The 23,280-nt window shown below is 63.6% G+C and carries 23 protein-coding genes; 9 read left to right on the top strand and 14 right to left on the bottom strand.

Features of this window, described 5'->3' with window-relative positions; all coding sequences use genetic code 11:
- Positions 1–32: 32 nt before the first annotated feature.
- The 3 genes from holA to leuS all read right to left on the bottom strand — a co-directional run bounded on the left by holA (position 33) and on the right by leuS (position 4,302).
- Positions 33–1,064 carry a DNA polymerase III subunit delta gene (gene holA, locus AB5Y81_RS16195; RefSeq protein ID WP_095592195.1) on the bottom strand — a complete coding sequence of 344 codons (1,032 nt, stop codon included), beginning with the start codon at positions 1,062–1,064 and terminating at the stop codon, positions 33–35.
- A gap of 27 nt (positions 1,065–1,091) precedes the next feature.
- Positions 1,092–1,574 (bottom strand): LPS assembly lipoprotein LptE, encoded by a 483-nt coding sequence (gene lptE, locus AB5Y81_RS16190; RefSeq protein ID WP_005298250.1) that lies wholly within the window; start codon positions 1,572–1,574, stop codon positions 1,092–1,094.
- Positions 1,575–1,722: 148 nt separating this feature from the next.
- Positions 1,723–4,302 (bottom strand): leucine--tRNA ligase, encoded by a 2,580-nt coding sequence (leuS, locus tag AB5Y81_RS16185; RefSeq protein ID WP_279485407.1) that lies wholly within the window; start codon positions 4,300–4,302, stop codon positions 1,723–1,725.
- Between the two features lie 145 nt (positions 4,303–4,447).
- Between leuS and AB5Y81_RS16180 the strand changes: the two genes are divergently transcribed.
- Positions 4,448–4,936: a zinc ribbon-containing protein gene (locus AB5Y81_RS16180; protein WP_005298255.1), complete on the top strand. Its 489-nt coding sequence runs from the start codon at positions 4,448–4,450 to the stop codon at positions 4,934–4,936.
- Between the two features lie 228 nt (positions 4,937–5,164).
- Here the strand turns inward: AB5Y81_RS16180 and lnt are convergent, their stop codons facing one another.
- From lnt to miaB, 5 genes are all read right to left on the bottom strand, one after another.
- Positions 5,165–6,709: an apolipoprotein N-acyltransferase gene (lnt, locus tag AB5Y81_RS16175; RefSeq protein WP_025201276.1), complete on the bottom strand. Its 1,545-nt coding sequence runs from the start codon at positions 6,707–6,709 to the stop codon at positions 5,165–5,167.
- A gap of 208 nt (positions 6,710–6,917) precedes the next feature.
- Entirely contained in the window at positions 6,918–7,802 is an 885-nt protein-coding gene (corC, locus tag AB5Y81_RS16170; protein ID WP_005298259.1) for a CNNM family magnesium/cobalt transport protein CorC, read from the bottom strand.
- A gap of 95 nt (positions 7,803–7,897) precedes the next feature.
- Positions 7,898–8,362, bottom strand: a complete 465-nt coding sequence (gene ybeY, locus AB5Y81_RS16165) for an rRNA maturation RNase YbeY (RefSeq protein WP_279485408.1) — start codon at positions 8,360–8,362, stop codon at positions 7,898–7,900.
- Complete coding sequence (locus AB5Y81_RS16160; RefSeq protein ID WP_279485409.1) at positions 8,359–9,402, bottom strand: PhoH family protein; 1,044 nt, start codon at positions 9,400–9,402, stop codon at positions 8,359–8,361. Before AB5Y81_RS16160 ends, ybeY begins: the two co-directional genes overlap by 4 nt.
- A 55-nt stretch (positions 9,403–9,457) precedes the next feature.
- Positions 9,458–10,891, bottom strand: a complete 1,434-nt coding sequence (miaB, locus tag AB5Y81_RS16155) for a tRNA (N6-isopentenyl adenosine(37)-C2)-methylthiotransferase MiaB (RefSeq protein ID WP_005298264.1) — start codon at positions 10,889–10,891, stop codon at positions 9,458–9,460.
- A 267-nt stretch (positions 10,892–11,158) separates the two neighbouring features.
- On the opposite strand from miaB, the gene AB5Y81_RS16150 reads away from it, so the two are divergent.
- The 4 genes from AB5Y81_RS16150 to AB5Y81_RS16135 all read left to right on the top strand — a co-directional run bounded on the left by AB5Y81_RS16150 (position 11,159) and on the right by AB5Y81_RS16135 (position 14,820).
- Positions 11,159–12,322, top strand: coding sequence for an FAD-dependent monooxygenase (locus AB5Y81_RS16150; RefSeq protein ID WP_279485410.1), 1,164 nt, complete (start codon positions 11,159–11,161; stop codon positions 12,320–12,322).
- Between the two features lie 33 nt (positions 12,323–12,355).
- Positions 12,356–12,922 (top strand): cysteine hydrolase, encoded by a 567-nt coding sequence (locus AB5Y81_RS16145; RefSeq protein WP_279485411.1) that lies wholly within the window; start codon positions 12,356–12,358, stop codon positions 12,920–12,922.
- 116 nt (positions 12,923–13,038) lie between these two features.
- Positions 13,039–13,701: an excalibur calcium-binding domain-containing protein gene (locus AB5Y81_RS16140; RefSeq protein ID WP_279485412.1), complete on the top strand. Its 663-nt coding sequence runs from the start codon at positions 13,039–13,041 to the stop codon at positions 13,699–13,701.
- Between the two features lie 162 nt (positions 13,702–13,863).
- Entirely contained in the window at positions 13,864–14,820 is a 957-nt protein-coding gene (locus AB5Y81_RS16135; protein ID WP_005298271.1) for a sensor domain-containing diguanylate cyclase, read from the top strand.
- A 57-nt stretch (positions 14,821–14,877) separates the two neighbouring features.
- On the opposite strand, the gene AB5Y81_RS16130 is transcribed toward AB5Y81_RS16135, so the two are convergent.
- Complete coding sequence (locus AB5Y81_RS16130; RefSeq protein WP_126881290.1) at positions 14,878–15,786, bottom strand: LysR family transcriptional regulator; 909 nt, start codon at positions 15,784–15,786, stop codon at positions 14,878–14,880.
- 116 nt (positions 15,787–15,902) lie between these two features.
- Between AB5Y81_RS16130 and AB5Y81_RS16125 the strand changes: the two genes are divergently transcribed.
- Positions 15,903–16,148, top strand: a complete 246-nt coding sequence (locus AB5Y81_RS16125) for a hypothetical protein (protein WP_017780557.1) — start codon at positions 15,903–15,905, stop codon at positions 16,146–16,148.
- Positions 16,145–16,795 (top strand): HAD-IA family hydrolase, encoded by a 651-nt coding sequence (locus tag AB5Y81_RS16120; protein ID WP_279485413.1) that lies wholly within the window; start codon positions 16,145–16,147, stop codon positions 16,793–16,795. Before AB5Y81_RS16125 ends, AB5Y81_RS16120 begins: the two co-directional genes overlap by 4 nt.
- Before the next feature lie 46 nt (positions 16,796–16,841).
- On the opposite strand, the gene AB5Y81_RS16115 is transcribed toward AB5Y81_RS16120, so the two are convergent.
- Positions 16,842–17,444, bottom strand: coding sequence for a nitroreductase family protein (locus AB5Y81_RS16115; RefSeq protein WP_279485414.1), 603 nt, complete (start codon positions 17,442–17,444; stop codon positions 16,842–16,844).
- Positions 17,445–17,732: 288 nt separating this feature from the next.
- On the opposite strand from AB5Y81_RS16115, the gene AB5Y81_RS16110 reads away from it, so the two are divergent.
- Positions 17,733–19,292: a GGDEF domain-containing protein gene (locus tag AB5Y81_RS16110; RefSeq protein ID WP_208200708.1), complete on the top strand. Its 1,560-nt coding sequence runs from the start codon at positions 17,733–17,735 to the stop codon at positions 19,290–19,292.
- 209 nt (positions 19,293–19,501) lie between these two features.
- Entirely contained in the window at positions 19,502–19,969 is a 468-nt protein-coding gene (locus tag AB5Y81_RS16105; protein ID WP_065016815.1) for a YMGG-like glycine zipper-containing protein, read from the top strand.
- Between the two features lie 61 nt (positions 19,970–20,030).
- Here the strand turns inward: AB5Y81_RS16105 and AB5Y81_RS16100 are convergent, their stop codons facing one another.
- From AB5Y81_RS16100 to efp, 4 genes are all read right to left on the bottom strand, one after another.
- Positions 20,031–20,987 carry a D-2-hydroxyacid dehydrogenase gene (locus AB5Y81_RS16100; RefSeq protein ID WP_005298289.1) on the bottom strand — a complete coding sequence of 319 codons (957 nt, stop codon included), beginning with the start codon at positions 20,985–20,987 and terminating at the stop codon, positions 20,031–20,033.
- Between the two features lie 117 nt (positions 20,988–21,104).
- Positions 21,105–21,857 carry a DUF3530 family protein gene (locus AB5Y81_RS16095; RefSeq protein WP_005298290.1) on the bottom strand — a complete coding sequence of 251 codons (753 nt, stop codon included), beginning with the start codon at positions 21,855–21,857 and terminating at the stop codon, positions 21,105–21,107.
- A gap of 67 nt (positions 21,858–21,924) precedes the next feature.
- Entirely contained in the window at positions 21,925–22,551 is a 627-nt protein-coding gene (locus AB5Y81_RS16090; protein ID WP_208200707.1) for a DUF2238 domain-containing protein, read from the bottom strand.
- Positions 22,552–22,691: 140 nt separating this feature from the next.
- Positions 22,692–23,258, bottom strand: coding sequence for an elongation factor P (gene efp / locus AB5Y81_RS16085; RefSeq protein ID WP_005298294.1), 567 nt, complete (start codon positions 23,256–23,258; stop codon positions 22,692–22,694).
- Positions 23,259–23,280 lie beyond the last annotated feature (22 nt).

Raw genomic sequence — 23,280 nt, 5'->3', positions numbered from 1 at the left:
TCCGGTGATGGCCGGGATGTCGACGGGCTGGCTCATGCGTCAGATCCCGCCAGCGGCAAAGGGGTGCCATCGCGAAAACCGAGGGCGATGGTCTGCAGCATCAGCCAGGCCTGCTCGGTATCGAAGCGACGCTGGGCGTCGTCGAGGCGGGCCATCAGCTGCCACAACTGCTGCAGTTTGGCGAAGGGGAGCCGGGTCAGCGCCTGTTGAATGAGCTGCTGGCGGCTCTGCCAGATGCGCAGGCGGCTGAAATGCTCCACCAGCGGCTGACCGGCGCGGGCCGCCAGCGCCAGCTCGGTGAGCTGCTCCAGCTCGCGGCACAGGGTCCAGGCCAGCATGCCGGGCTCGGTGCCTTCGGCGCGCAGGGCCAGCAGGATGCGCTGGGCCCGGTTCACCTTCCCTTCCAGCAGGGTGTCGATGAGCTGGAACGGGGTGAAGTGGGCGTGGCGGATGATGGTCTCCTGCAGATAGGCGACGCTGATGGGTTGGGGCGGCGAGAGCAGGGTCAGCTTCTCGATCTCCTGGCTGGCGGCCAGCAGGTTGCCCTCGTAGGAGTGGCACATGAAGTTGACCGCATCCGGCAGCGCCTTGAGGCCGAAGCGCTGGAAGCGGGCGCTCATCCAGCGCGGGAAGAAGCGGGGCTCGGGGTGGTTGACCGGCACATAGGTGCCGCTTTGGCTCAGCTTGTCGAACCAGGCTGCCTTCATCTGGGTCTGGTTGAGACGATTGCCGCTAAGTACCAGCAGCAGGTCGGGGTGCAGCTGCTTGCCGATCTCGCTGATGCGGGCGGCCAACTCCTTGTCGACCTTGGCCGGCAGCTCCAGCTCGATGATCTGGCGGGCCGAAAACAGGCTCATGGCCTGGCAGGCATCGTAGACCTGATTCCAGTCCAGCCCCTGTTCCACCACGAAGCTGTGGCGCTCATCGAAGCCCTGTTTGCGCGCCACCTGGCGCACGGCGTCGATGGCCTCGAGCTTGAGCAAGGGCTCGTCCCCAAAAATGAGATAGCAGGGCTTGAGCCCTGCCTTGAGATGATCCGCAAACTGCTCGGGATAGACTCTCATCAACACACTCTCATCAGGATGGGCGCATCAGAATTTGACCTGACTGAGCTGGCGGATCACCAGGTTGGCGGCCTGCTCCTGCATCTCCTTGCCGAGCTGCTCCTGCTCGCGGGAGGAGGCAAGCGCCGCGTCCGGCTTGTTCAGGAAGCTGCGGTTGAAGGCGATGGGGAAAACCTGGGTCGGTTTGCCCGGCATGGAGACGGTGAACTGGGTGTTGTAGCCCAGCACGTACTCACGGGCCTGGCCGATGGAGTCGACGGAGGCGACCTGACTGGTGCTGCCGACGCCGGACAGGGTCAGCACCGGAATGCCCTCCTTGTCGGCGAGTTCGACGCCAGCGGCCTTGAGGCGGGTGGTGACCAGCCGGTAGAAGTCGCTCTTGTTGTCACCGACCACCTTCATGGTCATCAACTCGGGCGGGATGGCGGTGCCGCGCATCTGGAAGCCGCAGGCCTGCAGCAGCAGACCGGTCAGCAGGATGGCCATCCAGCGGGTGAGGGTGGTGCCCATAGAAAATCCTCTTTGCATGAAGTGAAGAGCGGCGGGCGCAGGGCCCGCCGTTATCATCCGTTTGCTGTGACCGCTTGGCAACCGCTCCGTTGGCGACGCAGTTGCGTCGACCCGAACCGGTACCCGGTTGCCAGTAAGCGATATGGCATCAGTTGGCTACGATGTTGAGCAGCTTGCCCGGCACGTAGATCACCTTGCGCACGGTCAGACCGTCGGTGAACTTCTGCACGGAGGCATCGGCCATGGCCAGCTTCTCGACGTCGGCCTGGCTTATCTCGGCCGGCACGGTCAACTTGCCGCGCATCTTGCCGTTGATCTGCACCACTACCAGCTTCTCGGTCTCGACCATGGCGGCCTCGTCGGCCACCGGCCATGCCGCGTGATCGATGTCGTCGCCCTTGCCCAGCATCTTCCACAGCTCGAAGCCGATGTGCGGGGTGATGGGGTAGAGCATGACCACCACAGCTTCCAGCGCTTCCTGCATCAGGGCGCGATCCTGAGCATCGCTGCCCAGCTTGGCCAGGTTGTTCATCAGCTCCATGATGGCGGCGATGGCGGTGTTGAAGGTCTGACGGCGACCCACGTCGTCGCTCACCTTGGCGATGGTCTTGTGCAGCTCGCGGCGCACGGCTTTCTGGTCGCTGGTGAGGGCGGCCAGATCCAGCGCGGCAACGGCGCCACCAGAGACGTGCTCGAAGGTGATGCGCCACAGGCGGCGCAGGAAGCGCTGGGCACCCTCTACGCCGGAGTCGGACCACTCCAGGGTCATCTCGGCCGGGGAGGCGAACATCATGAACAGACGGACGGTATCGGCGCCGTAACGCTCCACCATCAGCTGCGGGTCGATGCCGTTGTTCTTGGACTTGGACATCTTGGTCATGCCGGAGTGGATCACTTCACGGCCTTCGAGGTCGACCGCCTTGGTGATGCGGCCCTTGTCGTCGCGCTCAACCTTGACGTCGAGCGGGCTGACCCAGACGTTGCCGCCCTTCTCGTCCTTGTAGTAGAAGGCGTCAGCCAGCACCATGCCCTGGCAGAGCAGGCGCTTGAACGGCTCGTCGCTGTTCACCAGGCCCGCATCACGCAGCAGCTTGTGGAAGAAGCGGGCGTAGAGCAGGTGCATACAGGCGTGTTCGATGCCGCCGATGTACTGATCCACCGGCAGCCAGTGGTTGGCAGCAGCCGGATCCAGCATGCCCTTGTCGTAGTCCGGGGAGCAGTAGCGGGCGTAGTACCAGGAGGACTCCATAAAGGTGTCGAAGGTATCGGTCTCGCGGAACGCTTCCTGGCCGTTGTAGGTGGTCTTGGCCCACTCGGCGTCGGCCTTGATCGGGCTCTGGATGCCATCCATCACCACGTCTTCCGGTAGCAGCACCGGCAGCTGATCTTCCGGGGTCGGCACGACGGTGCCGTCAGCCAGGGTCAGCATCGGGATGGGGGCGCCCCAATAGCGCTGACGGGAGACACCCCAGTCGCGCAGACGGTAGTTGACGGTGCGCTTGCCGTGGCCGAGGGCTTCCAGCTTGTTGGCGATGGCATCGAAAGCGCCCTGGAAGTCGAGGCCGTCGAACTCGCCGGAGTTGAACAGCACACCCTTCTCGGCGTAGGCGGCTTCGATCACGTTCGGCGCTTCACCGTCGGCCTGCTTGATGACCGGCTTGATCTCGAGGCCGTACTTGGTGGCGAATTCGTGGTCACGCAGGTCGTGACCCGGTACCGCCATCACGGCGCCGGTGCCGTAGTTCATCAGCACGAAGTTGGCGACCCAGACCGGCACCTTGCGGCCATCCAGCGGGTGAATGGCGTAGAGGCCGGTGGCCATGCCCTTTTTCTCCATGGTGGCGAGCTCGGCTTCGGCCACCTTGGTGTTCTTGCACTCTTCGATAAAGGCGGCCAGCTCCGGATTGCTTTCGGCAGCCTGCAGCGCCAGCGGGTGACCGGCGGCGATGCCCACATAGGTCACGCCCATGAAGGTGTCCGGACGGGTGGTGTAGACCTCGAGATGCTCAGTTTGATCCTCGATGGCGAAGCTGATGTTGACCCCTTCGGAGCGGCCAATCCAGTTGCGCTGCATGGTCTTGACCATCTCAGGCCAGCCTTCGAGGTTGTCGATGTCGTTCAGCAGCTCTTCGGCGTAGTCGGTGATCTTGATGAACCACTGGGGGATCTCTTTCTGCTCCACCGGGGTGTCACAGCGCCAGCAGCAGTTGTCGACAACCTGCTCGTTGGCCAGCACCGTCATGTCGTTCGGGCACCAGTTGACGGAGGAGGTCTTCTTGTAGACCAGACCCTTCTCGTAGAGCTTGGTGAAGAACCACTGCTCCCAGCGGTAGTAGTCCGGCTTGCAGGTAGCCAGCTCGCGATCCCAGTCATAACCCAGACCCAGCATCTTCAGCTGGTTCTTCATGTATTCGATGTTTTCGTAGGTCCAGGGCGCCGGCGCCGTGTTGTTCTTGATGGCGGCGTTTTCCGCCGGCAGGCCGAAGGCGTCCCAACCAATGGGTTGCAGCACGTTCTTGCCATTGAGGCGTTGATAACGGGAGATCACATCACCTATGGTGTAGTTGCGAACGTGCCCCATGTGTAGACGACCAGACGGATAGGGGAACATGGAGAGGCAGTAGAACTTTTCCTTGTCTACTTTCTCCACCGCCTTGAAGGTTTTCTTGGCATCCCAGTGCTTTTGCACTGCTGGTTCTATGGATTGGGGAACGTATTGCTCTTGCATTGGTGACATCCGGATCTGTGAAATGGATAGATAAATCAGCTGGGAAATCGCAATAGAATACCCATATCCTGCGGCGGCAACAACCGCCAGCGTCCCTCGGGCCTTAAGCCGGGCTCGATCAGGGTTCAGTAGAGGAGTAACGGCCATGGACAAACGTCAAAAAGGGTACGAAGCCTTCATTGCCGAACTGCAGAAGCAGTGGCAAGAGACAGAACAGTTCCAGGGGGAGCGCCTCAACCGGATGATCGCCAAGGTACAGGCCTATCTGGAGGCGGCCGGGGATCTGACCCAGGACGAGCTGGCGCTGATCGCTGAGTATGTGAAGCGGGATCTGGGCAACTATGACGAGGGGCGCAAGGATGAGCAGGTGGAGGAGTCTGCCTTCATGCTGGCGCTCAAAGACACCGCCTGGTCCTGGTTGGCGGACGTGACCGACCGCACCCAGGTGGAGTGGCAGGAGCTGGCGGACGAGCTGGAGCACAAGGGGGTCTACCGGGCCGGTGACTGGGTGGGGCTCGGGGTATTGGTGTGCGATCACTGCGAGTGGCGCCATACCGTGCTGCACCCGGAACAGCTTGGCACCTGCCCCGAGTGCGGGGCCGATGAGTATCACCGTGAGCCGCTCTCGCCCTGAGAACCTGTCCACACTCTTACTGCGAGGCCGTGATCAAGGCTCATGTACTGCTCGCTTGCTTGTAACCGATAGTTCTCACGTATATCTATACGCTCCGGTTCCTGCGCTGCTCTTTACCTTGCTGACGACCTCTCGTTGCAGAGCCTGAACAGGTTCTGAGCGGGTATCAGACTGAACAGAAGAGAGGCGCCCCTGGGCGCCTCTCTTGTTTATCTGCCTTGTGTTGCCTCAGCCCTTGCGCGCCCAGGGGTGGGCACGGGGGCGCAGCCCCAGTCCCAGCGCCAGCAGCAGGGCGGCGATGCCGTACATGGGCCAGCTGCCAAAGCGCAGATAGGGGGTCACGCCGTGGGCGGGACGCACCTCGGTGCGCAGCACGCCAGCCTCGAACTGCGGGATCTGGGCGATGATGCTGCCGTCGATCTCGGTGACTATGGTGATGCCGGTGTTGGTGTCGCGCAGCAGCGGGCGGGCCAGCTCGAGGGCACGCATGCGGGCGATCTCCATGTGCTGCCAGGGGCCGATGCTGGTGCCGAACCAGGCGTCGTTGGAGACGGTCAGCAGGAAGTCGGTATCCGGCTGCACGTTGCGGCGCACCTCGTCCGGGAAGATGATCTCGTAGCAGATGGCGGCGGCAAACTTGAGCCCCTTGGCGATCAGGTTCGGCTGCACCTCGTCCCCGCGGCTGAAGGAGGACATGGGCAGGTTGAAGAAGGGCGCGATGGGGCGCAGCAGATCTTCAAACGGCACGAATTCGCCGATGGGCAGCAGGTGATATTTGTAGTAGCGGTTCTTGTGCTGGTAGTAGTAGGACTCCTTGCCTTCCGCATCCTGCACCCCCATGCCGAGCACGGTATTGAAGAAGCGCTGCTGCTCGAGATCGTAGTGGATGATCCCCGCCAGCAGGCCGGTATCGTTCACCTTCATCGCCTTGTCCAGGCTCTCCAGGTAGTTGCCCATCTCCTTCTCGATGGCCGGGATGGCGGATTCCGGCCAGACGATGATGTCGGCATCCTGGTTCTCGCGGCTCAGATCCTGATACTTGCGCACCGTCGGCACCAGGGCCTCCGGATCCCACTTGAGGGACTGCTCGATGTTGCCCTGCACCAGCGCCACCTTGACCGGTTCACCGCGGGTCACCCAGTTGAGCTGCATCAGCCCCTGGGCGGCGCCCACCAGGGCCACCGGCACCAGCAGCCAGGCCGGTTTGCGGCTCTGCCAGAGCAGCCAGAGGGCGGAGGCGGTCAGCAACAGCGCGAGGGTGATGCCCTGTACGCCGAGGATGGGGGCAAAGCCCTTGAGCGGCCCGTCGATCTGGCTGTAGCCAAACCAGAGCCAGGGGAAGCCGGTCATCACCCAGCCACGCAGCCAGTCGGCCATCAGCCAGAGCGCCGGGAAGGCGAGCAGCCAGCGGCTCCAGTGACGTTCGCGGAAGAAACGGGCAAACAGCCAGCAGGCCAGGGTCGGATAGAGCGCCAGATAGGCCGACAACCCGGCCAGCAGCACGAAGGCGACCGGCAGGGCGATGCCGCCGAACATGGTCATGCTGACGTGGATCCACCACAGCCCCGGCAAAAACAGCCCCATGGCGTAGCCAAAGCCGCGCCAGGCCGCCTGCTTGGGGGTGGCCTTGTCCAGCAGGGCGTAGAGGCCGAGCAGGGACGGGATCACCAGCGGCCAGTAGTTGAAGGGGGAGAAGGCCAGCACGGCGATGGCGCCAGAGGCCATGGCAAACAGGCTGGTCAGAAGTTTCGATTTTGCGGGCTGTAATTTCACGGGCGATGAGGCTCGGATTGGACTGCTATGGGTTGAATGGCCGGTATCTTAACCCGTAAAGGCGGTCAACGGCGAGCCTCCCGGCCGACGGCCCGAAGCGAGGGGATAAAAGGGTGATGACGGGCCCGGTAGTCGGTGGGAAACAGGGGACATGTGGCCAAACGAACAGCGCCCCGACGGGCGGGGCGCTGTTGACTCGAACCAGGGCTTATTGGGCCTCGGACTGGGCCGCGACATGGTTGTCGGGGATCTTCACCTGCAGCTGCTGCAGACGACGCTTGTCGGCATGCATCACCTTGAACAGGTAGCCGTCCAGCTCGATCTCCTCGCCCTTCTTGGGCAGGTGGCTGAAGGCGTGCATCACCAGACCGCCGACCGTATCCACCTCTTCATCGCTGAACTGGGTGCCGAAGAAGTCGTTGAAATCCTCGATCTCGGTGAGGGCGCTCACCGAGAAGACCCGTTTGCTGATGCGGCGGATCTCGTCCGGCTCGTCCTCGATGTCGTCGAATTCGTCGTCGATCTCGCCGACGATGAGCTCAAGGATGTCCTCGATGGTCACCAGACCGGAGACGCCGCCGAACTCGTCCACCACGATGGCCATGTGGTAGCGCTCTTCGCGAAACTCCTTGAGCAGCCGGTCGACCCGTTTGCTCTCGGGCACGATCACCGTGGGGCGCAGGATATTCTCCAGTTGCAGCGGTTCGCTGGCGTGGTGGCCGCCGAACCCGAACGGCAGCAGATCCTTGGCGAGCAAGATGCCCTCCACGTGATCCTTGTCCTCGTTGATCACCGGGAAGCGGGAGTGGCCCGACTCGATGATCACCGGCAGGATCTCGTCCACCGGCTGGGATTTCTCGATGGTCACCATCTGGGAGCGGGGGATCATGATGTCGCGCACGCGCAGCTCGGCAATTTCGAGCACCCCCTCGATCATGTCCTTGGTGTCCTGATCGATGAGATCGCGCTCTTCGGCGTCGGCTATCACTTCCACCAAATCGTTGCGGTCTTTTGGCTCGCCCTGGAAGAGTTGGCTGAGTTTGTCGAGCCAGGTTTTCTTCGGCGAGCCGGTACTAGGGTGATCGTCGGTCATTTTCTCTCTTGGTTACTCGTATGAACACACTTGAAATCGTTGTGGCTATATGAGGATGACCATCGGCTGTTTCAAGGCGATGACCATCCCGCGGTTTACTCTTCGTCGTTCAGATAAGGATCGGCGAAACCGAGCCCCTGCATGATGTCGCGCTCGAGCGCTTCCATCTCTTCGGCCTCGTCATCCTCGATATGGTCATAACCTAGCAGATGGAGACTGCCGTGCACAACCATATGGGCCCAGTGGGCCATCAGCGGCTTGCCCTGCTCAATGGCTTCGCGCTCCACCACCTGGCGGCAGATCACCAGATCGCCCAGCAGCGGCAGTTCCAGACCGGGCGGCGCCTCGAACGGGAAGGAGAGCACGTTGGTGGGCTTGTCCTTGCCGCGATAGGTGAGGTTGAGCTCGTTGCTCTCCGCCTCGTCGACGATGCGCACCGTCACTTCGGCCTCCTGCTGGAAGCCGAGAATGGTGCCGTCGAGCCAGCCCTGCAGCTGGGCCTCGCTCGGCAGGCCGTCGGTGCTGGCACTGGCCAGTTGCAGATCCAGGGTCACGCTCATTGGGCACTCTCTTTACTGGTGTGGGTGGCGATTTTGTCGGCCGCCTGTTTGGCATCGAACGCCTCGTAGGCCTGCACGATGCGGGCCACCACAGGGTGGCGCACCACGTCGGCGGACTGGAAGAAGTTGAACGACAGGCCGTCGACATTCTGCAGCACTTCCAGCGCGTGGCGCAGGCCCGACTTCTGGTTGCGGGGCAGGTCTATCTGGGTGATGTCACCGGTGACCACCGCCTTGGAGTTGAAGCCGATGCGGGTCAGGAACATCTTCATCTGCTCGGTGGTGGTGTTCTGGGCCTCGTCCAGGATGATGAAGGCGTCGTTGAGGGTGCGGCCGCGCATGTAGGCGAGCGGCGCCACTTCGATGATGTTGCGCTCCATCAGCTTCTCCACCCGCTCAAAGCCCAGCATCTCGAACAGGGCGTCGTAGAGCGGGCGCAGGTAGGGATCCACCTTCTGGGAGAGATCGCCGGGTAGGAAGCCGAGCTTCTCGCCCGCTTCCACCGCCGGACGGGTCAGCAGAATGCGGCGAATTTCCTGACGCTCCAGCGCATCCACCGCCGCCGCCACCGCCAGATAGGTCTTGCCTGTTCCTGCAGGGCCTATGCCGAAGCAGATGTCGTGGCGCACGATATTGGCGATGTACTGGGCCTGGTTGGGGCTACGCGGCTTGATGAGGCCACGCTTGGTCTTGACCGTCACCTCCTTGCCGTAGGGGATGCTCGGCGCCGGCTCGTCATCCTGCTCCAGCACCCGCGACTCCTGAATGGCCAGATGGACCATGTCGGGGGTGATGTCGGTCACCTTGCCGCCCTTGAGCGGCTGGGTTTCCACATAGAGGTGCTTGATGATGACGGCGGCCGCGTCCACCTGGGCCTGCTTGCCCAGCAGCTGGAAGTGGTTGTCGCGGTAGCTGATCTCGACGCCGAGGCGGCGCTCCAGCTGTTTGATGTTGTCATCGAACGGGCCGCACAGACTGGCGAGACGCTGGTTGTCGGCGGGTTCCAGATGCAGATTCAGGGTCGAGAGGTGTCGGCTCAAAGTGTCCTCGTCTTGACGCGACCCCATCCGGCCGGGGCCGGATGGGGTGAACAGATTAGTGGGGAGTGAAGGCGGCCACGCCCAGCTGGTCCGGTACGTTGTCCGGGCGGCGGGCCAGGATTTCGCTCGGGGCGGTGGCGATGCGCAGGTTCATCTCGTTCTCGCCGCGCAGGAACTTGCCGCGCAGGGAGTTGGGGCGCACCTCGGTGATCTCCACGTCGGCAAAGCCGCCGATCAGGGTGTGCGGGCCTTCGAAGTTGACCACCCGGTTGTTCTCGGTGCGGCCGCACAGCTGCATGGGATCGAGCTTGGAGGGCCCTTCCACCAGGATGCGCTGGGTGGAGCCCAGCATGGCGCGGCCAATCTGCATCGCCTGGTTGTTGATGACGTGCTGCAGGCGGCTCAGGCGGGCTTTCTTCACCTCCATGTCGACGTCATCGGGCAGGTCGGCGGCCGGGGTACCGGGGCGCGGGCTGTAGATGAAGCTGAAGCTCATGTCGAAGTTGATATCCTCGATGAGTTTCATGGTGGCCTCGAAATCCTCGTCCGTCTCGTTCGGGAAGCCGACGATGAAGTCGGAACTGATGGTGATGTCGGGACGGGCGGCGCGCAGGCGGCGGATCTTGGACTTGTACTCCAGCACGGTGTGCGGGCGCTTCATCATGGTCAGGATGCGGTCGGAGCCGCTCTGCACCGGCAGGTGCAGGAAGCTGACCACTTCCGGGGTGTCCTTGTAGACCTCGATGATGTCGTCGGTGAACTCGATGGGGTGGCTGGTGGTGTAGCGAATGCGGTCGATGCCGTCGATGGCGGCCACCAGTCGCAGCAGCTCGGCGAAGGTGCAGATGCCGCCGTCGAAGGTCGGGCCCCGGTAGGCGTTGACGTTCTGACCGAGCAGATTCACTTCGCGCACGCCCTGCTGGGCGAGCTGGGCGATCTCATAGAGCACGTCGTCGAGCGGACGGCTCACCTCCTCGCCGCGGGTGTAGGGCACCACGCAGAAGGAGCAGTATTTGGAGCAGCCTTCCATGATGGAGACGAAGGCGGTCGCCCCTTCGGCGCGCGGCTCGGGCAGGCTGTCGAACTTCTCGATTTCGGGGAAGGCGACGTCCACTTGGGCGCCACGCCCCTCCTGGACCTGCTTGATCATGGTGGGCAGGCGATGCAGGGTCTGCGGACCGAACACTATGTCCACATAGGGGGCGCGGGTGCGAATGTTGTCCCCCTCCTGGGAGGCGACACAGCCGCCCACGCCGATCACCAGACCGGGCTTGTTCGCTTTCAGTTTTTTCCAGCGTCCCAGCTGGTGGAACACCTTCTCCTGCGCCTTTTCGCGAATGGAGCAGGTGTTGAGCAGCAAGACGTCTGCCTCTTCGGGCTCTTCGGTCAGCGTGTAGCCATTGCTGGCATCCAACAGGTCGGCCATCTTGGACGAGTCGTACTCGTTCATCTGGCAGCCCCAGGTTTTAATGTGAAGTTTCTTGCTCATTGCTTCTCTTGACTTGTTTTGAATGCGGCATGGTCAAAGGACCGGGCATTTTACTCCGCAATCCGGAGGCTGCCTAGCAAATATCCAGCCCGCCATGGCCGGAACGCAGCCGTAGCCGCCCCGAGAGGCATCGGCTTTCTCCTTGATTTGGCGCACTAATTCTCCACGGCCTTCACTGTTTCTCGGCGCCCCTTGCGGTATCATGTGACCATTCGGTCCGGCTGCGCTCTCCCCTTGTCCGGGCCCACCCCTTGCAGGAATCAAGTTATGGAACAGTGTGATATCGCCATCGTCGGGGCCGGCATGGTCGGCGCCGCCACCGCCTGTCTGCTGGCGGCGCAGGGCCTCTCCATCCGGGTCATCGAGACCCGGTTGCCGGAGCAGTACGCCCCCGAGCAGCCGCTGGATCTGCGGGTCTCCGCCATCAGTCAGGCCTCGGTGGCGCTGCTGGAGCAGGCCGGTGCCTGGCAGCACCTGCAACAGATGCGGCTGTGCCCCTATCGCCGGTTGGAGACCTGGGAGCTGGACGGCTTCGCCACCCGCTTCAACGCCGCCGACCTCGGCTTGCCCCAGCTTGGTTACATTATCGAGAACCGGCTGGTGCAGCTGGCGCTGCTCAGGCGCATGGAAGATTTCCCCAACATCCAGACCCACACTCCGGCAGCGGTGACCAGCCTGCGCCAGGGCGCGGACGAGGCGGTGCTGACCCTGGATGATGGCAGCGAGCTGGCCGCCCGTTGGGTGCTGGCCTGCGATGGCGCCGAATCCCGCACCCGCCAGCTGGCCGGCATCGGGGTGTCGCGTTTTGAATACCGCCAGCACTGCATGCTGATCAACATCGACACCGACTTCGAGCAGGAAGACATCACCTGGCAGCAGTTCACCCCGAGCGGCCCTCGCGCCTTCCTGCCGCTGCCGGGCTGGCACGGTTCCCTGGTCTGGTATGACAGTCCGGCCCGCATCCGGGCGCTGGCGGCCATGAGCAACGAGGGGTTGACGGCCGAGGTGCGCCGCCACTTCCCAGCTCGCCTCGGTGGTTTTTCCGTGACTGGCAAGGGGAGCTTCCCGCTGGTGCGCCGCCACGCCAACGACTACCACGCCGGCCGGGTGCTGTTGCTGGGCGATGCCGCCCACACCATCAACCCGCTGGCGGGGCAGGGGGTCAACCTCGGCTTCAAGGATGTGGCCTGCTGGGCGGATCTGTTGCAAAGTGCCGGTGCCGAGTGGCACAAGCCCGAGCTGGCGACCCGCTATGAACGGCGGCGTCGCCCGGACAACCTGCTGATGCAGTCGGGGATGGATCTCTTCTACGGTGTCTTCAGCAACGAGATAGGCCCCCTCAAGCTGGCTCGCAACCTGGCCCTCAATCTGGCGGACAAGGCGGGCCCGCTCAAGGAGATGGCGCTACGCTATGCGCTGGGGCTGGTTTAAGGCGCGTGGCGCCATCATGAGGGAGGAGAGCCCATGAACAAGGCATTGCTGGTGATCGACTTCATCAACGACATCGCCCACCCGGACGGGCGCATCGCCGCCTCGGCGGCCCATGTGCTGGAGCAGGACGCCATCGCGCACGCCAACCAGGCGCTGGCCCATGCCCGCGCCCACGGCTGGCTGGTGGTGCAGATCAAGGTGGGCTTTGACCCGCACTATCTGCTGCAGCCCAAGGGTTCCCCCATGTTTGGCCGGGCTCACCAGTTCGGGGCGCTGTCGCTTGGCGATAGCGGCACCGACTTTCACCCTGATCTGGACGTGCGACCCGGCGATCTGGTGCTGACCAAGCCCAGGGTCAGCCCCTTCTACGGCACGGCGCTGGAGCCGGCGCTGCGGGCCAATCGCATCGAGCACCTCTATCTGTGCGGGGTGAGCACCGGCTGGGCTATTCAGGCGGCGGCGCGGGAGGGTCACGATCGGGATTACGCCATCACCATCCTGGAAGATGCCTGCGCGGCGGCTGATGCCAACGAACACCACGCCTCGCTGCGTCTGCTCGGCCGCATCGCCGAGATCATCAAGGTGGCCCAGCTGGCCTGATCCCGGCCGCAGGCGGAGCTTGCTCACTGTTTTGACATTTTGTCTGCGGCCCCCTGTCGGGCCGCAGCCATTTTGGGCAACATGAAGCGAGCATCGATGGCCACAAGGATGGGGACATGCGTTATCAGGGACGGATCGTGCGCTGGAACGAGGCGCGCGGCTTTGGTTTTATCGCGCCCGAGCAGGGCGAGGGAGCCCCGAAAGGGGCCGAACTGTTCGTGCACATCTCGGCACTGAGGTGTGACGGCCTGCCGCCCATGGCGGGAGAGCGGGTCTCCTACCTGGTGGGGGCTGGCCAGGATGGCAAGCCCAGGGCCGAGCAGGTGTTTTTCCCCGAGCGCCCCCTGTCGCTGGCAGACGGCAACGAGAGTCGACCCGCGCCGGCGGCCCGCCGCATGTCGGAGGGCAGTCGCATTCCGGCGGGCAGCGGGTCTACCCCGCAGCACACGCGTCCTCGCCCCGCCTACCGGCGCCGCAGCCACTGGCGCGGCAAGCTCATCCCGCTGCTGGTGCTGGTCGGGATCTTCTCCCTCTACTCCCGTTTTTCGGCCGAGTCGGTCTCACCTACCTCCACTTCCGCGTTCAGCCAGGCAGAGGCCGACAGTTCGGACACCCCGCAGCAGACCGCCAATTTCGTCCGCCAGTGCGACGGTCGGCAGTACTGCTCCCAGATGACCTCCTGCGAGGAGGCGACCTGGTTTTTGCGAAACTGCCCCAATACCAGGATGGACGGCGAGGGCGACGGCATCCCCTGCGAGCGGCAGTGGTGTGGCCACTAGCGGACCCGGGGGCCGACTCAAGTCGTTGATCATCTATCATTATCTTGCTGGTCGGGTCATGGCAGGTGTGGCCCCGGTCATTGGCAACACACGGGCGGGCCGGGATGGCTCCGGTTGTCGCGGCCATGCCGGGGGCGCCGTTTTTGGGTGAGGAGTGCGGTCATGGCGGACTATTTTCAGGGCTCACTGTTTCACTTCTCCGATCGGGCGCAATACCTGGCCGCGCTGCTCAATTCGCTGGAGGAGCAGATCTCGGTGATCGACCGGGATGGCGTCATCCACTACACCAACCTCGCCTGGAATCGCTTTGCCGAGCAGAACGGCATGCCGGCAGGCTATGACTGGCTGGGGGTCAACTACTTGCGGGTGTGCGACAACTCGGTGGAGCCGCTGGCCCTGATGGCGGCGGAGGGGATCCGGCGGGTGCTGCGCCATGAACAGCAGCACTTTCATCTGGAGTACCCCTGTCACAGCCCGGACACCCAGCGCTGGTTCATGATGCGGGTCTCCGCCATTCCGGGTATCGAGGTCGAGTTCTACACCATCAGCCACATCAACGTCACGGAGCGCAAGCTGCAGGAGCTGGACATGGCCTACCTCTCCCTGCACGACCCGCTGACCGGGCTGGCCAACCGACGACTGTTCAACAGCTTCTTGCACAACGAGTGGCGGCGCAGCATGCGCGAACAGACCCCGCTCTCCTTCATCATGCTGGATCTGGACAACTTCAAGCTGTGCAACGACCATTTCGGCCATCAGGTGGGGGATGACTTCTTGCAGCAGGTGGGCCGGCTGCTGAGCACCTTTTGCCAGCGAGCCACCGATCTGCCGAGCCGTTTCGGCGGCGACGAGTTTGCCCTGATCCTCGGCAACACCGGGGCCGAGGCCGCCGCCCGCATGGGGGAGGCCATTCGCCTCGGCATCGGCGAGCTGCTGATCCAGGGGGCGGACACCCTTAGGCTCAGCGCCAGCGTCGGCATCGCCACCCTGCTGCCGCAGCAGGCCCGCGTCTCGGAGGAGGAGTTGCTGAGCGCCGCCGACATGGCGCTCTATCTGGCCAAGCAGGGGGGCAAGAATCGCTGCCACAGCGTCAGCTGCAGTGCCCTGCCATCCCCCTGATATTCCTCGTTTTATCCTGCCTGCGACCCTGTTCTCTATGAACGATTCTGCTTGCTGTTAACGCTGTTGCCCGGCCGGCTGCGGTTCGGGATGGGCATCGACGACCAGTTGCAAGAAACGATCGCGGATCGGGTCGGCAAAGTCGGGGTTCCACACCAGGCTTATCTCCCACTCGGAGCAGGGGCCGGAGAGGGGATAGAGGGTGACGTCCCGGCCCGCGATGAAGCTGACGCTACGCGGCAGGATGGCGTTGCCGATGCCGGCGGCCACCAGCGCCACCAGGGTCTGGATATCCTCTGCCTCCTGCACCATGCCGGTCAGCCGGTTGGCGCCGAGGAAGCCGGCGATCTGCTGGCTGAGACCGGGGCAGCGGTGCCCCACCATCTGCAGCAATGGCTGGCTGGCCAAGGCCTGCTCGATGTCGAAGGCGGCCGGATCCGGCTGCGTCATCTGGGTCGGCACCGCCAGCACCAGCCGGTCGGTCAGCAGCCTGTGCTCCCTAAGCTGCGGGGCCTGTGGCCGGCGCATGAAGCCAAGCTGCAGCTGGCCCGACAGCAGCCGCTCTTGCTGGATAGCGGAGGTCATGTCCTGCAGGTGCACCATCACATCGGGGGCCTGCTGTTTGAAGCGGGCCACCAGCGCCGGCGCCAGCGCAAAGCTCGACAGCCCGAAACCAATCTTGAGTCGTCCGGCAATGCCGCTGGCCAGCGCCAGGGCGTGGCGCTCAAAGCCCTTGCCATGCTCGACCAGCGCCCTGGCCTGGGTGAGCAGCTGGGTGCCGATGGCGGTCAGCTCGGCGCCGTGACGCCCCCGGTTGAACAGGGTGCTGCCGAGGGTCTGCTCCAGCCCCTGGATCTGCTTGGTGAGGGCCGGCTGGGTGATGAACAGGCGGTTGGCGGCCTCCCGGTAGTTGGCGGTCTCCGCCAGGGTCACGAAGGCCTGCAGCTGTCTCAAATCGAATTTCATTCTGTTTGGTTATCGAAAGTGGCCATTTTGTGATTATAAATTATCTAACTGCCTTGTTCTAATAGACCTGAAGCGGGCCCTGTCGGCCCCGTCAGCTTGCTAACAAGGAGTCATTCATGCCTGCCGAACGCTATCTGTTTTTGATCAAGGGAGATCTGGTGCTGGCCCAGCCGCTTGCTGCGCCGGAGACGGGGGAGCTGCTGACCAGCCTGTTGCAGCAGGGCTTTGCGGTGGGTCCCCTGCAAGTCTGGGCGAGCAATGCCGAGCAGGCGCTGGCCTGTTATGAGCAGGCTGCCCAGCGGCGGGCCTTCGGCGATATTCTGGCCGGGGCCGAACCCGCCGTGGCCGGAGCCGTTTCATGAGCATACTCACGCTGCGGGCCCGCGCCCTGCTGCTGGACATGGATGGCACCCTGGTGCACTCCACCGGCGAGGTGGAGACGGTGTGGCGGCTCTGGTGTCGCCGCCATCAGCTGGCGCCCGAGCCGGTACTGGCCATGTGCCACGGGGTGCGCTCGCGGGAGGTGATCCGCACCCTGGCCCCGCAGCTCGACCTGGCACAGGAGGTGGCCCTGCTCGACGAGCTGGAGATCCATCACACCGGCCAGGCCGAGGCCCTCGCCGGCGCCCGGACCCTGCTAGCGGATTTGCCCGTCGAGCGCTGGGCAGTGGTGACCTCCGCCAGTCAGCGGGTGGCCAGGCATCGATTGCGCAGCGCCGGTCTGCCGCAGTCCGCCCTGCTGGTGGGGGCCGAGGATGTGGAACACGGCAAGCCGGATCCCGCCCCCTACCTGCTGGCGGCCGAGCGTCTGGGGCTGGCTGCGGCCGATTGCCTGGTGTTTGAAGATGCGCCCGCCGGCATCAGCAGCTCCCTGCGGGCGGGTTGCCGGGTGGTACAGGTGGGGGGCAGGCAGCGGCTCAGTCCCGGCATCAGCGCCCTGATCCAGGACTGGCGCCAGGTGAGCGTAGTGGTGGAGGCTGAGGGTCTGCAGCTGACGCTGCTCACCTGACAACAAAAAGCCCCCGCGAGCGGGGGCCTGACTGACGATGGGACTATTACTTGAACACGCGAAAACGCACGGCGTCGTCCATGAAGGTCTTGTCACCGGCCGGTTGCTGGATGCTGCCAAAGGGCATCTGGGCGCGCAGCAGCCAGCTGGCGGGCAGGTTCCACTCCTTGCGCACCGCCTCGTCGATGAGCGGGTTGTAGTGCTGCAGGGAGGCGCCGATCTTCTCCTGGGCCAGGGTGGTCCAGACCGCAAACTGGGCGATGCCGGTGGCATGTTCCGACCAGATGGGGAAGTTGTCGGCGTAGAGGGCGAATTTTTGCTGCAGCTCCTTGATGACGTCGGTATCTTCGAAAAACAGCACTGTGCCGACACCTGCGCGGAAGCTGCCATTCACCTTGGCTTCGCTCTGGGCGTAGGCTTCCGGCGGCACGATCTTCTTCAGCTCTGCCTTGACGATATCCCACAGCTTGTGATGCTGGGCACCAAACAGGATGACGGCGCGGGAGCTCTGGGAGTTGAACGAGGAGGGACTGTGCTTGATGGCGTCCTGGATGAGGGCGGTCAGCTGCTCCGGCGTATGGGAAACCTGGTCACCCAGGGCATAGATGGTACGACGTACTTTGATCTGTTCGATAAACGGACTGCTCATAACATCTCCTTTGTTTGACGGGGAATCGTCTTCGGTGATCCTTGGCAAGGCCATCCGGCTCCGATTGCTCGAGTTGTAGACTATAACACCCTCTTGCGGGTTAGCCGTCAACGCACAGTGGTCACTGTTTTTACTTTTTGTTGATATACATATCTACCGTATGGATGAGCAGTATCACGTTTATGTGTTTTTTGTCAGTTAGCCGAAATCCGGCTGATATCAATCAATGAATAATTCCGTTTGAGCACCATAAAATTCTCGCATTCCAGTTTTTGTTGCGGAGTGTTGATGATCCAGTGGTTGGTTAGTCGGCGTTATTATCTGTTGACCTCGTTTACCCTCTTGCTGGGGGCCCTGGTGCTGGTGGTCACCCTCACCCTGGCGATGGCCAGCTATCTGCGCAGCATCGACAAGACGGTGACCGGCTACGGTCACATGCTCTCCTCCCTCGAAGCAGCCCTGATCCACGAGCTGGTGCTGGCCAACCAGCGTCAGATCGCCGTGCTGGAGGCGTCGCTGGACAAGGCCGCCATCGCCCGCGGCGAGCCGGCCGACAACCCGCTCTGGGCCATCGCCCACCAGATCAAACGGGACAGCCACTACATCTACTTCTATCACCCGCAGACGGATCGCCTCAGCAGCTACCCGGCCTGGCAGCAGCCGGTCGAGTATCGTGCCGCCAGCCGGCCCTGGTATCAGGCGTTGTCGATGCCGGGGGCGGATCTCGTCTGGCTCGGCCCCTATCCGGCGTTCGACACCCAAAAGCCGATCCTGACCCTCATCAAGCGGGTAAAGGGGCTGGATGATCAACTGCTCGGCCTGCTGATGGTCGACATGTCCTTCAACACCATCGAACAGGCGTTGCAGCGGGCCATGGGCAGCAACCGGGCTGCCATCTACATCAGTGCGCGGGAAAGCGGAAAGCTGGTGGTGGGCAGCAACATGGGGCTCTATCAGCCGTCAGCGGCCGAGCCGGGCGGTGCGGACAAGGGGCTGGCGGTGATCTGGCACGGCAGCCATCTGCGCCGCGAGCTGGAGGATATCGACTGGGATCTCAACATCTATCTGCCGCCAAGGCTGTTTCATGACGACCTTGAAGAAGCCCTGCTGATGGTGGCGCTGCCGCTGCTCCTGCTGTTTGCCATCTGGTTTTGCAGCATCAACTTTCTGGTGCGGGTGTTCAATCAGGAGCAGGCGCTGGTGGCGGGCTCGCTGACCGGCATAGTGCGGGATCCGACCCAGGCCAGGAGACCCGGCCGGCTGAAGACCTGGTTCGTACACGACAGCCTCAGCGAGATAGATCAGGTGCGGGCGAGTTTTCTGCAGGGGCAGGATGCGCTGCTGCACGATCCCCTCACCGGCATCATGAACCGGCGGGCCTTCACCCAGCGTCGCGCCGAGCTGGAAGAGCGCGCGACACCCCACTGGCTGCTGCTGTTCGACGTGGATCACTTCAAGCGCATCAACGACAGCTGGGGGCATGCGGTGGGAGATGGCGTGCTCTGCCGGGTGGCCGAGCTGCTGGTGAGCGAGCTTGGCAGCGGCGGCGTCTTCCGGATCGGGGGGGACGAATTTGCTGCCCTGCTGCCCTGGCCGCGCAGCGAGCTGGAAGCGGGGCTGACCCGGCTGCTGACCAGGGTGCGCAACCAGCGCTGGCGCGAGTTTCACGAGGCGGTGACCCTGAGCGTGGGCGGCGCCCACTGCCCGGAGGACGGGGCTCTGCTGTTCGAGCGGGCCGACGAGTGCCTCTACCGGAGCAAGCGGCTGGGGCGCGACGGCTGGTCGCTGACGCAGTGGCCCCGGCCGGACGGAGATGCTGACAGATCCTGTCATATCGATCATGGGTGAGCGGAGGTGCTCTGCCCGGGGGGTCGGCGACTGCCTCTGCTGCTATTTCACAACATCTGTTTTTTAGTAAGCAAATTCAAAAGGTTAAGCCTGATTTGGTCAGCGCGGCAGGTCGTGCCAGGCCGGGTGTCGCTCTGCTGCGACAGTGGCGCCCTTTGCCGGGAATCGTATAGTTCGGGGAAATTAATCAGGTTTGACAGGAGTACCCCATGGAGATGAACAAGCACGGCATGCGCGCCCTGGCCCTGTTGGGCTCACTGCTGCTGGTCAGCGGCGTAGCGCAGGCCTCGGAGACACTCAATACCATCCTGGGCGGCGGTGCGGGCGGCGTGGCCGGCACCATGATCGGCAAGGAGCTGGGCGGTGACACCGGCGCCCTGGTGGGTGCTGCACTGGGCGGGGCGGCCGGCGGCGCGGCCACGGCCAACAAGGGCAACAAGAACGAAGCCGCCCTCGGCGGGGCCGTCGGGGCGCTGGGCGGGGCCGCCATCGGCAAGAGCGTGGGTGGCAGCACGGGTCAACTGATCGGGGCCGGCGTCGGCGGGGCCAGCGGCTCTGCCATCGGGGCCAAGACCGGGGATGGCCACAAGAGCAACGATCGCTACTACGACGATGACCACAGGCACTACAAGAAACACAAGAAGCACAAGAAACACAGATGGCATGACGATGATTGATCGCAGCCAGCATTGAGAGAGGGGCCGATGGGCCCCTCTCTCGTTTTGGTCGCCAGAGGGGTCACACCAGCCGGTGCTGGCGGCGCCCCTCGGCGAAGGCGTTGATGTTGTCGATGAGCTGATCGGCGAGGCGCTGCATCGACTCCTCGCTGGCCCAGGCCACGTGAGGGGTGAGGATGAAGTGGGGGTACTGCAGCGCCTTCATCAAGGGGTGGTCGGGGGGCGGCGGTTCGACGCTCGCCACGTCGAAACCGGCGCCGCCGAGGCGACCGTTGGCCAGCGCTCGCAGCAGGGCCTCCTCGTCCACCAGACCGCCGCGGCCGACGTTGATCAGCAGGGCACCCGGCTTCATCAGCCCCAACTCCCGCTCGCCGATGAGGTTGCGGGTATAGGGGGTGAGCGGGCAGTGCAGGCTGATGACGTCCGCGCTTTGCAACAGCTCGTCCAGCGGCAGCCGATCCTCGTCGTGGCTGGCACCGACCTGGCTCTGGGCGTAACGCACCTCCATGCCGATCCCCCTGGCCCGCTCGCCTAGGGCCTGACCGAGCGTCCCCTTGCCGATGATGCCGAGCCGCTTGCCGTGCAGATCCGTGATGTGGTGATCGAAGAAGCAGAACTGGCCGCTCTGCTGCCAGCGCCCCTCCAGCAGCGACTGGCGCCAGCAGAAGAGGTTGCGCGCCAGGGCCAGCATCAGCGCCATGGCGTGCTCCGGCACCGAGGGGCCCGAGTAGTTGCGGATGTTGCAGACGCCGACGTTGGCGGCGCGGCACGCCTCCAGATCCACGTTGTCGCTGCCGGTGGCCGCCAGCGCGATGAGTCTGAGCTCCGGCAGCTGGGCCAGCTCGGCTGCGCCGATGCGTACCTTGTTGATGATGGCGATGCTGGCGTCTTTGAGTCGCTCTACCACCTGCTCGGGGGCCGTGCTCGGGTAGCTCTGCCAGTGGTGGGGAAAGTCGGGGTGGCGCAGGGTGATGCCGGTATCCAGGGTATCGCTGTCGAGAAACACAATTTGCTGCATGAAGCCTCCTGCCGTTGAGGCGTCCATGATGCCAAACATCGGCGGCCGAGGGCCAGTTTGCTGCACCTCAAGGCCTTGGCAATCGCGCCGGATGTGAGACAGGCGGCATTTTTGGTGTCAGAGCCAGCCGAGGTGGGTGAGCCAGCCCTGGATCCGGGTTGGCGTTTCATCCAGCTCCAGCAGGGCGTAGGGGCGGTAGTTGAGCTTGTGGCTGCGGCGGCTCTCGCTTCTGCGCGCCTCGGCGGCCAGCAGCGGCCAGCGTCCGCCATCCTCCTGATAGAGGTCGAGGGTCGGCATGGTGGCCTGGGCGATCTCCTTGGCGAAGATCTGGTTGCTCTGCTGGTCAGGGAAAAAGCCGTCGAGCAGCACCAGCGCATCGGGGGCGGGCAGCTGTTCGCTGGCGATGAGGTTGGTGGCCCAGGCGGCACCTGTGCCTTGCGCCAGTATCAGCTTGAAGCCCCCCTCCTGCAGCTTGGCATCTCCCAGCTTGCTGATGCGGGTGGCGAACTGCTTGCGAAAGTCGTCTATGGCCTGCTGTTTCTTCTCGGCGGCGGGGTCAAATTCGGTTTGCTGCGGCGAGGGGAGCAGCAGCAGGGTGTCGAAGCCGAGCCGGCCGAGGGCCCGGGTCAGCTGCCACAGCTGGCCGCTGCGCTGCCAGTCGGGCAAGAGGATGGCGAGCCCCACGTAGCTGTCGCTGTCGTGCTTGGCGAACAGCACCGTCTGCTTGTCGATCTGGGTGCTGTTGGGCAGCCCCTGCCAGTCACTGTTCTGCCAGTAGTCGAGGGGCGTGAGCGGTGTGCCCTCGCTGGCCTGCAAGGGGTTGCCTGCCAGCAGGGTCAGTAACAGCAGTGATAAGAACAGTCTGGCCATAGTGCGCTCCCCCGGTTATTCGGGTTAGCGGCACCAGGCCGGTTTTCTGAAGGGGGAAGTGGCAGCGCTAGCGTGGCGGTCGCTTGAGGCTGGCCAGCCCGGCCAGCTGGCGGTCGTGCAGGGGGGAGAGCAGCAGCAGGGCGCTGACGGCGCCAATCAGGGCGAAGAACATGTCTGACTGGGTATCCCAGGGATCGCCCTGGGTGCCGAGAAACTCATCCGCCCCCTGGCCAAGCGCAAGGGCGGCTCCCCACTCGATGAACTCGTAGGTGGCGCTGATGGCGAGCACCACGCAGACCACCAGAAACGCCAGCATGCGCCGGCCCTGCACATAATCTCCGCGCAGCAGGATCTCCCGGCACACCAGGGCGGGCACGAAGCCCTGGAAGAAGTGGCCAATCTTGTCATAGGGGTTGCGACCGAACTCGAGCCACTGCTGCAGTTCGAACCCGAGCGGGACGCGGGCGTAGGTGTAGGCGCCGCCCAGCATCAGCACCATGGCGTGCAGGGTGATGCACAGATAGAGCAGGCTGGTGAGCGGAAAAGAGCGGTGCGTCAGGACAAGCAGCGGCATGGCGATGAGCACGGGCGCGATCTCCATCAGCCAGGTCGCCCTGTCATAGGGTTGCCAGCCGGAGAGCGCCAGCAGTAGCAGGGTCAACAGCAGCAACAGCGCTTTGTGCAGGGATGTCATGGGGCGCTCCGGTTGGATGGCACAAGCCAGCATGCTTCATTTAGCCATGTTTGCGCCGTGAATACAGCCAGGGGGCCGATGCGCCCATAAAAAAAGCGAGCCGACGGCTCGCTTTTTTACCACTGATCCAAGGGGTCAACTTAGTTGACGCGACGCTTGAACTCACCGGTGCGGGTATCGATTTCGATCTTGTCACCGATCTCTACGAAGGCGGCAACGGCCAGCTCGTAGGTGGTGCCCTTCAGACGGGCAGGCTTGGTCACTTTACCGGAGGTGTCGCCACGGGCAGCCGGCTCGGTGTACTCAACTTCGCGCACGATGGTGGTCGGCAGTTCTACGGAGATGGCTTTCTCGTTGTAGAAAGTCACTTCACACAGATCTTCCATGCCGTCTACCAGGTAGTTCAGCGCGTCACCCAGGTTGTCTTTCTCGACGTCGTACTGGTTGTATTCGGTATCCATGAATACGTACAGCGGGTCGGAGTAGTAGGAGTAGGTGCACTCTTTACGTTCCAGCTGAACAACGTCCAGCTTGTCGTCGGCCTTGAAGACGGTCTCGGTGGCGCTGCCGTTCAGCAGGCCTTTCAGCTTCATTTTGACCACGGCGGAGTTACGGCCGGATTTGTTGAATTCAGCCTTCTGGACCACCATCGGCTCGGTGCCGATCATGACTACGTTACCAGCGCGGATTTCCTGTGCGGTTTTCATGTAAAAAATTCCTGTTCGTGAA

The sequence above is a fragment of the Aeromonas sp. s2 genome (genome assembly GCF_040907935.1).
In the GTDB taxonomy this organism is placed as follows: domain Bacteria; phylum Pseudomonadota; class Gammaproteobacteria; order Enterobacterales; family Aeromonadaceae; genus Aeromonas; species Aeromonas dhakensis.
This window is presented reverse-complemented; position numbering and strand designations above follow the sequence as displayed.